The 12,021-nt window shown below is 65.3% G+C and carries 15 protein-coding genes; 5 read left to right on the forward strand and 10 right to left on the reverse strand.

What is annotated here, in order from left to right; translation table 11 throughout:
• Positions 1-28 precede the first annotated feature (28 nt).
• Together AC1P6P_RS04830 and AC1P6P_RS04835 are read left to right on the forward strand one after the other, a co-directional pair.
• Positions 29-631: a UbiX family flavin prenyltransferase gene (locus tag AC1P6P_RS04830; protein ID WP_481401305.1), complete on the forward strand. Its 603-nt coding sequence runs from the start codon at positions 29-31 to the stop codon at positions 629-631.
• Positions 621-833 (forward strand): YdcH family protein, encoded by a 213-nt coding sequence (locus AC1P6P_RS04835; protein ID WP_481401306.1) that lies wholly within the window; start codon positions 621-623, stop codon positions 831-833. Before AC1P6P_RS04830 ends, AC1P6P_RS04835 begins: the two co-directional genes overlap by 11 nt.
• Before the next feature lie 37 nt (positions 834-870).
• Here the strand turns inward: AC1P6P_RS04835 and AC1P6P_RS04840 are convergent, their stop codons facing one another.
• Positions 871-1,593 carry a GGDEF domain-containing protein gene (locus AC1P6P_RS04840; protein WP_481401307.1) on the reverse strand — a complete coding sequence of 241 codons (723 nt, stop codon included), beginning with the start codon at positions 1,591-1,593 and terminating at the stop codon, positions 871-873.
• A gap of 153 nt (positions 1,594-1,746) precedes the next feature.
• On the opposite strand from AC1P6P_RS04840, the gene purE reads away from it, so the two are divergent.
• Complete coding sequence (gene purE / locus AC1P6P_RS04845; protein WP_481401308.1) at positions 1,747-2,223, forward strand: 5-(carboxyamino)imidazole ribonucleotide mutase; 477 nt, start codon at positions 1,747-1,749, stop codon at positions 2,221-2,223.
• A gap of 174 nt (positions 2,224-2,397) precedes the next feature.
• Here purE and AC1P6P_RS04850 read toward each other — a convergent pair whose 3' ends face one another.
• The 5 genes from AC1P6P_RS04850 to def all read right to left on the reverse strand — a co-directional run bounded on the left by AC1P6P_RS04850 (position 2,398) and on the right by def (position 5,107).
• The gene (locus tag AC1P6P_RS04850; protein WP_481401309.1) at positions 2,398-2,859 is read right to left on the reverse strand and encodes a cupin domain-containing protein; all 462 of its coding nucleotides are present in this window, start codon (positions 2,857-2,859) and stop codon (positions 2,398-2,400) included.
• Between the two features lie 12 nt (positions 2,860-2,871).
• Entirely contained in the window at positions 2,872-3,297 is a 426-nt protein-coding gene (locus tag AC1P6P_RS04855; protein WP_481401310.1) for a cupin domain-containing protein, read from the reverse strand.
• Positions 3,297-3,803: a COQ9 family protein gene (locus AC1P6P_RS04860; protein WP_481401311.1), complete on the reverse strand. Its 507-nt coding sequence runs from the start codon at positions 3,801-3,803 to the stop codon at positions 3,297-3,299. Before AC1P6P_RS04860 ends, AC1P6P_RS04855 begins: the two co-directional genes overlap by 1 nt.
• A gap of 65 nt (positions 3,804-3,868) precedes the next feature.
• Positions 3,869-4,420 carry a hypothetical protein gene (locus AC1P6P_RS04865; protein WP_481401312.1) on the reverse strand — a complete coding sequence of 184 codons (552 nt, stop codon included), beginning with the start codon at positions 4,418-4,420 and terminating at the stop codon, positions 3,869-3,871.
• 138 nt (positions 4,421-4,558) lie between these two features.
• Complete coding sequence (def, locus tag AC1P6P_RS04870; protein WP_481401313.1) at positions 4,559-5,107, reverse strand: peptide deformylase; 549 nt, start codon at positions 5,105-5,107, stop codon at positions 4,559-4,561.
• A gap of 275 nt (positions 5,108-5,382) precedes the next feature.
• Here def and rpsU point away from each other — a divergent pair, with 275 nt between their 5' ends.
• Both rpsU and AC1P6P_RS04880 read left to right on the forward strand, forming a co-directional pair.
• Positions 5,383-5,595, forward strand: coding sequence for a 30S ribosomal protein S21 (rpsU, locus tag AC1P6P_RS04875; RefSeq protein ID WP_166935508.1), 213 nt, complete (start codon positions 5,383-5,385; stop codon positions 5,593-5,595).
• Between the two features lie 702 nt (positions 5,596-6,297).
• Entirely contained in the window at positions 6,298-7,584 is a 1,287-nt protein-coding gene (locus tag AC1P6P_RS04880; RefSeq protein WP_481401314.1) for a DEAD/DEAH box helicase, read from the forward strand.
• Here the strand turns inward: AC1P6P_RS04880 and AC1P6P_RS04885 are convergent.
• From AC1P6P_RS04885 to fliP, 4 genes are all read right to left on the reverse strand, one after another.
• A complete protein-coding gene (locus tag AC1P6P_RS04885) occupies positions 7,574-9,070 on the reverse strand; it encodes an ABC transporter permease (RefSeq protein ID WP_481401315.1) in 1,497 nt (498 codons plus the stop codon). The genes AC1P6P_RS04880 and AC1P6P_RS04885 overlap by 11 nt on opposite strands.
• Entirely contained in the window at positions 9,067-9,984 is a 918-nt protein-coding gene (locus AC1P6P_RS04890; protein WP_481401316.1) for an ABC transporter ATP-binding protein, read from the reverse strand. Before AC1P6P_RS04890 ends, AC1P6P_RS04885 begins: the two co-directional genes overlap by 4 nt.
• Positions 9,985-10,036: 52 nt before the next feature.
• A complete protein-coding gene (gene dmeF / locus AC1P6P_RS04895; RefSeq protein WP_481401317.1) occupies positions 10,037-10,987 on the reverse strand; it encodes a CDF family Co(II)/Ni(II) efflux transporter DmeF in 951 nt (316 codons plus the stop codon).
• A gap of 303 nt (positions 10,988-11,290) precedes the next feature.
• On the reverse strand, positions 11,291-12,021 hold a 731-nt coding region (gene fliP, locus AC1P6P_RS04900; RefSeq protein WP_481401318.1), incomplete at its 5' end, for a flagellar type III secretion system pore protein FliP.

Raw genomic sequence — 12,021 nt, forward strand, 5'->3', positions numbered from 1 at the left:
CCCTTATGACCTGTAAAGACGTAAACCCATGGCCATCACCTCGGAAAAACCGCGCCTTGTCATAGGCATCTCGGGCGCCTCCGGGGTGGTCTACGGCATCCGCCTGTTGGACGCCTGTAAGGACCTTGGCATCGAATCCCATCTGGTGGTTTCCAAAGCCGCCCAACTGACCATCGGCATCGAGACGCAAATCAGTCTCAAGGCCGTGCTCGACAAGGCCGACGCCCACTATGCCCAGGCCGATGTCGGCGCCGCGATCGCGTCGGGCAGTTTTCCCGCCCTCGGCATGGTGGTGGCGCCCTGTTCGGTGCGCTCGATGAGCGAAATCGCCACCGGCGTGACCGCGAGCCTTCTCACGCGTGCCGCCGACGTCACCCTCAAGGAACGCCGCCGACTGGTGCTGGCGGTGCGCGAAACCCCGCTCCATCTTGGCCATTTGCGGACCATGACGGCACTGACCGAGATGGGGGCGATGATCCTGCCGCCGGTGCCGGCGTTTTACGTTTCCCCCCACAGCCTCGAGGACCTGGTCGATCATTTCGTCGGCCGCATTCTTGATTGTTTCGGTTATAATTGGGCGCCGGCGAAGCGCTGGAACCCGCCCGTCCAAAAGGCAAAAGATGACCACTGAAGTCACCGCTCCGGAACAGGTCGCCTTGCGCGCCAAGCTCGCCGAGCTGGTCCAGGAACACCGCGATCTCGACGCCGCCATCGCCGCCATGGGCCCGACCCATGACATCATCCAGCTGACCCGGCTGAAGAAGAAAAAACTTCAGCTCAAAGACCAGATCGCCAAGATCGAGAACCAGCTCTTGCCCGACATCATCGCGTAACCGGGCTCACCCGAGCGGGCCGGCGCCGCGACAGCGGTCAGCGCCCGTTGCGCTTGTGGACGTACATCGCCTCGTCGGCGCGCGCCATGGCGAGATCGGGCGTGTCGTCGCCGCGAAGTTCGAAGGCACCGTAGGAAAAGCCGATCGGAATCGCCTTGCCTTTCCATTGTGTCGGCTCCGCGCGCAGCTTGGCGGCCAGGATGTCGGCCTTCTTACGCCCCTGCTCGACACTGGCATGGGCGAGCAAGACGCCGAATTCGTCGCCGCCGAGCCGCCCGACCACGTCGCTGTCGCGCGTCTGGGCCAGCAGCGTGTCGGCGAAATGGGCCAGCACCGCGTCGCCGGCGGCATGGCCGTAGTTGTCGTTGACCTGCTTGAAACCGTCGAGATCGAAATAGAGCAGCGTCGCCGGCGTGCCGTAGCGCCCGGCAAACGAAATGTAGCGCGTCAGCTCGCGCACGAAGGCGCGCCGATTGAGCAGCGGCAAGAGATGATCCTGATCGGCCGTCCGCTCCACCTGTTCGAGGCGTTCGCGCACCGTCTGCAATTCGCGGCGCAGATTATCGACCTCGCCCATCAGCGTCATGACGGCGTCGCGCACCCGCGGCGTGAACTCGGCTTCCGGAATGCCGAGCACCGAGGCGGTGGCGCTGACCGGCGGCGGCGCCATCACCGGCTCGGCAGCGCGCGCCTGGCGGGCATAGGCCGCCGCACCGACCGAACGGGCGGAGGTAAGCGAACTCGACTTCTCGGTCTTCATCGACGCATGGACCTTCCGGCGGACGTTAACATTTCGCTTAAGATCACAAACAAAAGGTTAACGGCAAAAGGTTGGTGGCAAAGGTTAACAAGGGTGCTTTTCCGGCTCGGCGCCCGCCCCTATAACCGTCGCTCACCCGAATCGGAGCACAGTATGCCGCACGTTGGCCTGATCATGGGAAGCCAGTCGGATTGGCCGGTGCTGAAGCGCGCCGCCGAAGCCCTGGACGCCCTCGGAATCTCCTATGAGGTCAAGGTCGTATCGGCCCACCGCACCCCCGACCGCGCCTTCGCCTATGCCCGCGGCGCCGAAGGCCGCGGCCTGAAACTGATCATCGCGGCGGCCGGCGGCGCCGCCCACCTCGCCGGGGTGATGGCCGGACTGACCCATCTGCCGGTGCTCGGCGTGCCGATGGAATCCAAGGCGCTGAAGGGCCTCGACAGCCTGTTGTCCACGGTGCAGATGCCGGGCGGCATTCCGGTCGCCACCTTCGCCATTGGCGAGGCCGGCGCCAAGAACGCCGCCCTGTTCGCCGCCGCCATGCTGGCGCTGTCGGACCGCGAGCTGTCGCAGCGCCTCAAGGCCTGGCGGCAGCAGCAGACCGACGCGGTGCCGGACAGCCCGGAATAGGATGCCCCGACGAGAGCGCACGCCGCCCTTCGCGGCCCGGCGCCCCACAGATCGCGTTCCCGCGCGAACACTCTACGGCGCCGGGCACCTCAGGCTGACGCGCTTTGGCTAGCTTCCTGAGGAGCCCCGCGCGCACGACCCGTCAGGAACGCGTTTTGCCCGAGCCGCGAAGGATCAGCCTTCCTTCAGCTGCTTCGACACCGACACGACGATGTAGGTCGCCGGCGTCTTGCCGACGTTGACGAGGCCGTGCATCTGGTTGGAGGCGGTGAACACGATGTCGCCGGGGCCGGCCGGAATGTGGCGGCCGTTTTCGTCGATGTACTCCACCGCACCGGCCTGGAGGAACAGCATCTCGGTGTTGGGATGCTTGTGGGCGGGATGGGGCATCTCGCCGGCCGGCAGCATGGTCTCGTGCACTTCGAGGAATTCGCCGGTCGGCAGCGTTCCGACCAGGACGCGGCGCTGCTCGCCGCCATTGGGGAATTTGCGCACCGGCAGATCGGCGTAGCGCAGCACCTTCGATTGCGACAGCACCGGATCGGTGCCCTCGGCCGCAGAGGCGGCACCGGCAAAGCCGGCCGCGGCGAGGGCCGAGAACACGGCGAACAGATTGCGGCGATCGAGCGTTTCCATAGTCGTTATTCCTTATTTCGCGGGTTTGATGTCGCCGCCGATCGAAACGATGGCGTAGCGGATCGGGCCTTTGCCGATGTTCTTCACCTGATGATCGGTGCCTTCGGCGACATAGATCACGTCGCCCGGACCGGCGGTCTCGGTCACGCCGTCGTGGATGAAGGCGAGCGTGCCTTCCATCACGATGATGAATTCGGAATGATCGATGACGTGCGAGGGATTGGGCACCGCCCCTTCCGGCTGCATCGATTCATGCACGCGCACCGCTTCGCCGGTCTTCAATAGACCAAGCAGCATGTCGTGAGCGCCGCCGCCGTTGGCAAAGCTCCGGGTCGGAGCGGTTGCGAACGAAAACACTTTCGCTTTGGTGAGATCATCGGCCATGGCGTTACCGGTAACATAAACCAGCGCCAGCAGCGCTGCGGCAGAAGCTTTCATCACGAGGTCCTTAAAGGCTGGCAGGCGGCGCGCAGCCGCGCTTTCAGTTTCTCATATTGCATGACCTCGCCAAGACGCGCATCGAGAAATTTCGCCGCCGCGCTCGCCTCAGCCGTGTCGTCGCCGAACCACGCAACTTCGGTCGCGGCATAGACGGCGGCCAAAATCGCCCGCTTGCTGTACCAGTTGATGTCGCTTGCGCTGTCGCCGGCCGCCCGCCACATCGCGTCGGACGTCTGCGCCAACAGACGCAGCGCCAGCACCGCATGGTGCGGCATCGCGAGGAACAGCGCCGCGCGCCGCGCCGCGTGTTTGTGTGGCGCCAAACAATCGAGGCGTGTCAGCACCGCGGTGCGGATGCGCAGGCGGACCGGCAGCGCCGCAAGATCACCAAGACGTTCGGTCATCGCGGCATCGACCGCCGCCGACCAGCGCTCGCACAAGGCGGCGGAAAAGCCGTGCACGGCAGCGGCGGCCAAGGCCTCGTCAAGCGCGGCGGGATGCATGCAAAAACTCCCGATCGGACACGAACAGTATCCGCGTCCGAACGGGAATAGCTAGGCCTCAGCGCTCAGTGCTGCGGCACCCGGATCTTCACCGTCACCGTGGCATGGGTGCCGACGATGTCGGCGCTGCCAGCAACCGGTGCGCCCTTGGCCGCGAAGCCGAAATAGAGGCTCTCGGTCAGGCCGCTCGGCATCGGGCAGATCGGCTTGGCGAAGGTGAACGTCACCTTGCCACCCTTCTGCTCCGCCGAGGCCAGTCCTGCCCCGCCGGAACTGCCGACCACGAACACCTGGGCCGGCGGACCGGCGTAGTTCATGTCCTCGAGCGGCCCGACATCGAGCGTGAGCTTCTCGACGCAATTGGGCGAACCCAGCGCCGTCGACCCCCGCATGTCGATGAACAGCGAATAGCCGGTCATCCCCGTCGCCCGCGTGCCGGGCAATCCGGGATAAGTGCGGACCAGCAGCTTGCCGTGGCCGCCATTGCCGAACATGTCGAAAAACGCCGTCGTGTCGGTCGCCGTGACCGCGCACTTGGGCGTGAAGAAGCACGAAACACCTTGTGGCGTGACATTGGCAACTGCCAGTTTACCCGCCATCGCACTGGGCATGAGCATCAGTGCGCACGCAGCCATACCCAGGCAGTTCCTGAGAACGCGCATACCAGCCTCCCCCTTGAAGCAGCGCCAAGTGTGCGCCTGTTGCTGCCGCAAGGGAAGATAAGCCGTCGCAGGTCCGTCATGCAGCCACCGAGCCTATTGCTCTTTGGCCAGCCAGTGGTGGGCTTCGGTTTCGAAAATCAGCTGCTTCAGATCGCTCATCCGCTGCGGGTAGAGCACGCCGTCGAGGTGATCGACCTCGTGCTGCACCACCCGGGCATGAAAGCCTTTGGCGACGCGCGTGATCGGGTGGCCCTCGTGATCGACGCCGGCATAGCGGATGTGGGCCGAGCGCTCGACCAGTCCGCGCAGGCCCGGCACCGACAGGCAGCCCTCCCAGCCCGACTCGCGCTCGGGCCCCAGCACGGTGATTTCGGGATTGATCAGCACGGTCAGCGGCGCGGTGTGGTCGAAGCGTTCCGCCTCGCTGAGGCCGTCGCTGCGGTCGGCAGGCGCCTGGAACACCACCACGCGCAGCGGCACATGCACCTGCGGCGCGGCCAATCCGGCCCCGTTGGCGTCGATCATGGTTTCCAGCATGTCGGCGACCAGGCGGCGAATTTCGGGCGCGGTCGGATCGGACACCGGCTCGGCAACACCGGACAGGACCGGATGGCCCATGCGAGCGATTTTCAAAATGGCCATCGATAGCTCTCGCGCAAACTCTTGGGTTTCAGGGGCTTAGCCGGAAAATCGCAACGACGCGCGACGCCCCGGCCGGGCAAGTGTAGCCAGCCTTGGGTTGGTCGCGCCACACCGCCGCGCCAATCCCCCGAAACAGGCTGACGTTTTGCCGCGGTCGTGTAGACTCGTGATAACCCTTCTGTTATCTAGCCGCCCCTCTAGATCGCGGCGGCGTTTTTCACCGCACACGATTTCGCGCCCGCCGCTTCAAGAAACTGGCTTCAGGGAGTTCGCCTTTGCAGATCATCGTTCGCGACAACAATATCGACCAGGCGCTCAAGGCCCTGAAAAAGAAGATGCAGCGCGAAGGCATCTTCCGCGAAATGAAGCTGCGCGGCCATTACGAGAAGCCCAGCGAAAAGCGCGCCCGCGAACGCGCCGAGGCGATCCGCCGCTATCGCAAGCTGCAGCGCAAGCGCCTGCAGCGCGAAGGCCTGCTGCCGAAATAAGCCAGCCCGTTCTGTGGGCAGAGCCGCATCCCCTGGGTGCGGCTTTTGACGTATGAAGGCCGTCTCGGTGTCGGGCGGCCTTTTCGTTTGCCTGCAACGCGCCAAAAAGCATCGCCCGCCCAAGGCAAACCTCGAGCGGGCGACACCCACGGAACTACAGCCACCCAGAGATGGGGGCCTCAGCCCACAACTTCAAGAGGATGACGGCGATTTCATCTTGCTGGCGCGAGCCCGCTCGGCATCGATGATTGCCGGCGTGAAGCCGGTGCCGATCGCGCGCTTCGCAGTAACGACAGCGGCGGCTTGCCCGCGCAAAGCTCCGCCTGAAGCATCGGACGTTCACCTCGAGTTACTTGAGCGCCCGGCTCCCCTCGGTGTCATGGCCCGCGACTGCGCGCCACCCAGCTGTCATCTGGCACAACCCGAAGATCGCGACAGACTTAACCTGGGTCGCCCGCATTGGCGGGCGATGACAGTGGCGATCTCACATCACAGTTCGCCACGCTGGAGGCATCGCCACACACCGGCCTTAGTTGACAATCCCTACAAAACAAGGCTAGTGGCCCGCGCTCTCGCGGCTGCACGTCGCCCTTTGGGCTTAACGCGAGCTTTCAACCAACTTTCCGTTCATCCTCTCGTGCATGGGACGCGGCAACAACGCTCCCCGTGCGCGCCTGCGCCGGTTTTGCGCAAGGACGACTCGTGACTGATTTTGCTTCTTTCTCTTTTCCCAAGACCATTCTTTCCGCCCTCGATGAGGCCGGCTACACCACGCCGACGCCGATCCAGGCGGCCGCCATTCCCGAACTGATGAAGGGCCGCGATCTCTTGGCGCTGGCCCAGACCGGCACCGGCAAGACCGCCGCCTTCGCGCTGCCGCTGATGGCGATGCTGATGCGCCAGCACGGCGCGCGGACGCCGAAATCGGTACGCGCCCTGATCCTCGCCCCGACCCGCGAACTCGCCATTCAGATCTTCGACAACATCCGCACCTACAGCCGCCATTCGCATGTGCGCGCCGTCGTCACTGTTGGCGGCGTTTCGATCGGGCCGCAGATCAAGGCGCTGGCCGAAGGCGTCGATATCCTGGTCGCCACCCCCGGCCGCCTGCTCGACCATCTGCAGCAGCGCACCGTGCGGCTCGACAGCGTCAGTCACCTGGTGCTCGACGAAGCCGACCGCATGCTCGACATGGGCTTCATCCGCGACATCCGCAAAATCGAGGCGGCGCTGCCGAAAAAGCGCCACGCCATGATGTTCTCGGCCACCATGCCCGCCGATGTCGAAGAACTCGGCCGCTTCATCCTGCATCAGCCGCACCGCATCGATCTCAGCCCGCCGCAGCGCACCGCCGAGAACATCGAGCAGCGCGTCTATTTTGTGCCCGCCGGCGACAAGCGCGCGCTTCTCGTGCAATTGCTGAAGGACTCCGCGATGACCCGGGTGATCGTCTTCACCCGCATGAAGCATGTCGCCAACCGCGTCGCCGAAGTTTTGGAACACAACCGCATCGCCGCCGACGCCATTCACGGCAACAAATCGCAGAACGCCCGCCAGCGCGCGCTTTCCCGCTTCAAGTCGGGCGAGGTGCGCGTCCTGGTCGCCACCGACATCGCGGCGCGCGGCATCGACGTCGACGAGATCAGCCACGTCATCAATTTCGACCTGCCGAACGAGCCGGAAAGCTACATCCATCGCATCGGCCGCACCGCGCGCGCCGGATCGTCGGGCGTCGCCCTCAGCTTCTGCGACGGCTCCGAAACCGCCTTCCTGCGCGACATCGAAAAGCTGACCAAGCAGCGCCTGACGGTGGCCCAAGGCGAGCCCCTGCCCGCCGAGCCGGCCCCGACCCGCGACTACGCCAAAAAGCGCCCCTTCCGCGGCGGCCGTGGCCAAGCAGGTCCTGCCAAGCCGCAGCAAGGCAAGCCGGCGCAGGGAAAACGCCATCAGAGCCGTCGTCCCAAGCAGCGCAGCGCCGCTAGAGCCTGAACACCTGCCGGACCAGTTTGCCGAAGCTCGGCGGGCGTTCGGTTGAGAGGACATGGCGGGCGAAGACGCGGCCCATCTGGCGCATCAACAGCGCCGTCGTGATCAGCGTCAGGATCGCCGTCGTCCACAGCTCTACCGGCGCCGGGTGGAACGGCAGACGCACCAGCATGAAGAACGGGGTGTAGATCGGAATCCACGACAATACCTGCGCCAGCGTGCCGTTGGGGTCCTGCACCAGGGCGCCGAGCAGCATGTTGGGCAGGAAGATGATCATCGACACCGGCCCGATCAGCGCCTGGGCGTCGGGCAGCGAATTGGTGGTCGCCCCGATGCCGAGATAGATCGCGGCATAGATCATCAGCCCACAGAGGAAATAGAGCAGGATCAAGGGCAGCATCGGCAGGATCGAGGCAAGGCCGGTGGCGATCACCGCCAGCGCCTCGCTCGAAAAACCCGCCGCCATCAGAAAGCCGATGACGCCCCAGCCGGCGATGGTGACGAGCGCCAGGCCCACCACCCCGATCAGCTTGCCGGTCATGATTTCGTGCGGCGAGGCGCAGGACAACAGCACCTCGATCATGCGGGTGGATTTTTCTTCGACCACGCCCTGCAGCAGCAGCGCCGCATCGGAGAAGGCGACCAGGAACAACAGGAAGGCGAGCCCCATCGGCACCAGCTGGGCGACCTTGTCTTTCCAGTTGACCTCGCGACCCTTCATCGGATCGACTTCCACCAGCGCCGCATCGACGTCGAGCGTGATCTTGGCGCGCAAGTCTGCCGGCACGGCGGCACGCATCGCGGCAAGGCGGACGGCGTCGGTCAGGGCGCGCCGCACCAGCCCGGTCGATTGCTCGTTGTCGATGCTCCAATATTTGGCCGCGACGGCCGCGCCCGGCCCGAAGCCTTTCGGGATCACTACGATCGAATTGAGCCGCCGGCCCGCCGCGGTGACCGCGATTTCGCCATTGAGATAAGCATAGGCGGCATCGCCACGGTCGCGGGCGAAACTGTCGATGAGATCGGCCGGCGCCGCGATCACGACGACGGCGGGCTTGGGCGGGGTGAACACCGGCGCGCCGGCTTTCAAATACGGCGACAGCCGCGCGAACGCCGGCTGCCAGCCGCCCGCCGCAGCAAAGGCGTTGACCGTCGCGATGCGTTCAGGATCGGCGAACAGGTGGTCGAGATCGGCAAGCTTGCGGCGCAGCACCAGCGGATCGACGTTGGCGTGAGCATACGCGGCGAGCGCTTCGAGGTCGGCCTTGGCGCCGTCGCGCGCCACCGCCTGTTCGACCGCCGCCGCGTAGCCGCCTTCGAGATCGATCACCGTCATCACGTTGGTGCGCGAATGGCCGGAGGTGAAGCTCGAAACGCCGACCGACAGCGCCAGGATCAGCGGCATCATCAACAGCGAGATGATGAAGCCCCGCCGCGTCACGTATTTGACGAATTCCTGGGCGGCGATGATGAGGGTGCGCCGGATCATTCCTGGTTTGCCTTCTCGACGACGGCCACGAACACCTCGGTCAGGCTGGGCGGATTAAGATCGAAGAAATCGGGCACCACCCCCTGCTCGAAACAGGCTTTCAACACCGCCCGGCCATCGGCGCCCTCGTGCAGCACCACGATCCAGGTCCGCCCCTTGTCTTCGGGCGCAATCACCTCGGCAACGCCCTCCACCGCAGCGAGGAACGACAGATCGGCATCCGCGGCAATGCGCGCGCGGCGCGGCAGCAGCCGCTGCGCCTCATCGAGCGTGCCTTCGAAGCGCTTCCTGCCTTTGGCCAGGATCACGAGGCGGTCGCACAGCCGTTCGGCATGTTCCATGGTGTGGGTCGAAAACAGGATGGTTTTGCCGTCGCGCGCCAGGGCCACCAGGAACGCCTGCAGATCGGTCTGGTTGACCGGATCGAGGCCGGCGAAGGGCTCGTCGAGGATGACGAAATCGGGATCGTGGGCGACCGCAGCGAGCAGCTGCACCTTCTGCGCCATGCCCTTCGACAGGCCCTCCACCCGCACCCGGGCGAAGGCGCCGAGACCGAACTGTTCGAGCAGGGCCCGTGCCCGCTGCAATGCCTCGCGCCGGGAAAGGCCCTTCAAGGTGGCGATATAGGCGATCGCCTCTTCCGCCCGGACGCGACGATAAAGGCCGCGCTCCTCAGGCAGGAAACCGATCCGCGGCCGCGCCTTGCCGACCGGCCCGCCCAGCACCTTGATCTCGCCGTCGTCGGGCTGAAACAGGCCGAGCATCAGGCGCAGCGTGGTGGTCTTGCCGGCCCCGTTGGGACCGAGAAATCCGAGAATGCCCCCCTTGGGCAGCTTCAAGTCGAGATGGTCGACGGCGGTGAAATCGCCGAAGCGCTTGCTGACGCCGCTTAACTCGACCGCCCACTCCGCCATGACGCGTCCCGCTCCACCACCCGCTACAGCAAACCGGGCGGCGGCGATCCCGTCAAGGGACCTTGGCACAATCGGGGCACAGCGCCAGTTCGACCGTAATGTGGCTGAGGCTGGGATAGCGCTCGTGCAGCTGGGCCTTTAGGCGCTCGCAATCGGCCGCCCCGCCCGCCACCGACACGATCAGGCCGTGATGGCCGGGGCCGAGCCGCCACAGATGCAGATCGAACACGGTGCCCTTCAATTCGCGCTCGACCACAGCGCGGATGGCGTGCGCCATCGCCGGATCGTCTTCGGCATCGAGCAGCACCAGGGCGCTGTCGCGGGTGAGCCCGACCGCCCACGACGCGATTACCGCCGCGCCGAGAAGCCCGACGATCGGATCGGCCCAGGCGATCCCGAATACCAGCCCCGAGCCGAGCGCGAGGATGGCCAGCACGCTGGTGGCGGCATCGGCGACGACGTGGATATAGGCGGCGCGCAGATTGTTGTCGCGATGCAGATGATGATCGTGGTCATGGTCGTGATGATGGTCATGATCGTGATCATGATGGCCTTCGTGCAGGATCGCGGCGGACGCGATGTTGACCAGCAGGCCGATGGCGGCGATGACCAGCGCCTCGCCGTACGCGACCGTAACCGGTTCGAGCAGGCGGCGCACCGATTCGACCGCGACGCCGATCGACAGCAATCCGAGCACGATGGCGCTGGCGAAGGCGGCGAGATCGCCGAACTTGCCCGACCCGAACGAGAAGCGCTTGTCGGCGGCATGACGGCGGGCCAGCCAATAGGCCCCGGCCGCGAGCCCCAAGGCACCGACATGGGTCGCCATGTGAACGCCATCGGCGAGCAGCGCCATCGAGCCGAACAGGAGACCGGCGACGATCTCCACGGCCATGAAGGCGGCGGTGAGCAGCGTCACCAAGCGGGCGCGCGCCTCGCTTTTCTCATGGCCGAGGCCGAGGAAAACGTGATTGTGCGTGAAGCGGTCGTGAGCGTGATCCATGGCGGCGAGAATACGACCTCTCCGGTGCAAATAAACACCCGATCCGTAAGGGACACCCCAAAACAAACGGGCCGCAGGATCTGGGAATCCCGCGGCCCTGCCGAACCGTCAAATCGATGGGGAGTTCAACGGCCCAGTGAAAAGCGGCGCCGGTCCAGCCGGCGCTTGTTGTTGGCCAAGTTTGTCCGACTTGCTGCGAATGCGTGCAACGCGGTTTCCGGTCGCACAATCCTTGGTCGAATCACGCGGGAAACCGTAGCAAACCAACGGGCGCGCGAAAACCGCAGGTGCCGAAGGGGAAGCTTACCCGGGCGGCGGGCCGTGCATGTAGCTTTCCACCAGCGAGCCCGCGATCAGCCGCCAGCCGTCGACCAGCACGAAAAAGATCAGCTTGAACGGCAGCGAGATGATCACCGGCGGCAGCATCATCATGCCCATGCTCATCAGAATGGACGCGACCGCCATGTCGATGATGAGAAATGGAATGAAGACGAGGAAGCCGATCTCGAAAGCGCGCTTCAGCTCCGACAGCATGAAGGCGGGCGCCACCGTGGTGATCGGAACCGCTTCGGCGGTGGCCGGGGTCTTCTTGCCGCTCATGTCCATGAACAGCTTGAGGTCGGCCTGGCGGACATGGCCGAGCATGAACTTCTTCATCGGCACGGCGGCCTTGTCGAGCGCCACCTCGGTCGATATCTGGCCGTTGACCAGCGGCTCGATGCCCTGGTTGTAGGCGTCCTTCAGGGTCGGCGTCATCACGAACAGGGTGAGGAACATGGCGAGCGACACCAAGACCGCATTGGGCGGGCTCTGCGACAGGCCGAGCGCGGTCCGCAGCAGCGACAGCACCACCACCATGCGCACGAAGCTCGTCATCATGATGAGAATGGACGGCGCCACCGACAGAATGGTGATGAGCGCGATGATCTGCATCATCTTGTCGGTGAAGAGACCCGAGCCGTTGACGTCGATGGAGAGGCCGCTGCCGGCCGCACTGCTCGCCGCCGCCGCCGCATGGCTCGCCGCATACGCGG

This window comes from Rhizomicrobium sp. (assembly GCF_056722145.1).

Bases quoted from the DNA above. Each gene is read 5' to 3' on its own strand.
- AC1P6P_RS04830 (WP_481401305.1), top strand. From the start codon at position 29: ATGGCCATCACCTCGGAAAAACCGCGCCTTGTCATAGGCATCTCGGGC.
- AC1P6P_RS04835 (WP_481401306.1), top strand. From the start codon at position 621: ATGACCACTGAAGTCACCGCTCCGGAACAGGTCGCCTTGCGCGCCAAG.
- AC1P6P_RS04840 (WP_481401307.1), bottom strand. From the start codon at position 1,593: ATGAAGACCGAGAAGTCGAGTTCGCTTACCTCCGCCCGTTCGGTCGGT.
- purE (WP_481401308.1), top strand. From the start codon at position 1,747: ATGCCGCACGTTGGCCTGATCATGGGAAGCCAGTCGGATTGGCCGGTG.
- AC1P6P_RS04850 (WP_481401309.1), bottom strand. From the start codon at position 2,859: ATGGAAACGCTCGATCGCCGCAATCTGTTCGCCGTGTTCTCGGCCCTC.
- AC1P6P_RS04855 (WP_481401310.1), bottom strand. From the start codon at position 3,297: ATGAAAGCTTCTGCCGCAGCGCTGCTGGCGCTGGTTTATGTTACCGGT.
- AC1P6P_RS04860 (WP_481401311.1), bottom strand. From the start codon at position 3,803: ATGCATCCCGCCGCGCTTGACGAGGCCTTGGCCGCCGCTGCCGTGCAC.
- AC1P6P_RS04865 (WP_481401312.1), bottom strand. From the start codon at position 4,420: ATGCTCATGCCCAGTGCGATGGCGGGTAAACTGGCAGTTGCCAATGTC.
- def (WP_481401313.1), bottom strand. From the start codon at position 5,107: ATGGCCATTTTGAAAATCGCTCGCATGGGCCATCCGGTCCTGTCCGGT.
- AC1P6P_RS04885 (WP_481401315.1), bottom strand. From the start codon at position 9,070: ATGATCCGGCGCACCCTCATCATCGCCGCCCAGGAATTCGTCAAATAC.
- AC1P6P_RS04890 (WP_481401316.1), bottom strand. From the start codon at position 9,984: ATGGCGGAGTGGGCGGTCGAGTTAAGCGGCGTCAGCAAGCGCTTCGGC.
- dmeF (WP_481401317.1), bottom strand. From the start codon at position 10,987: ATGGATCACGCTCACGACCGCTTCACGCACAATCACGTTTTCCTCGGC.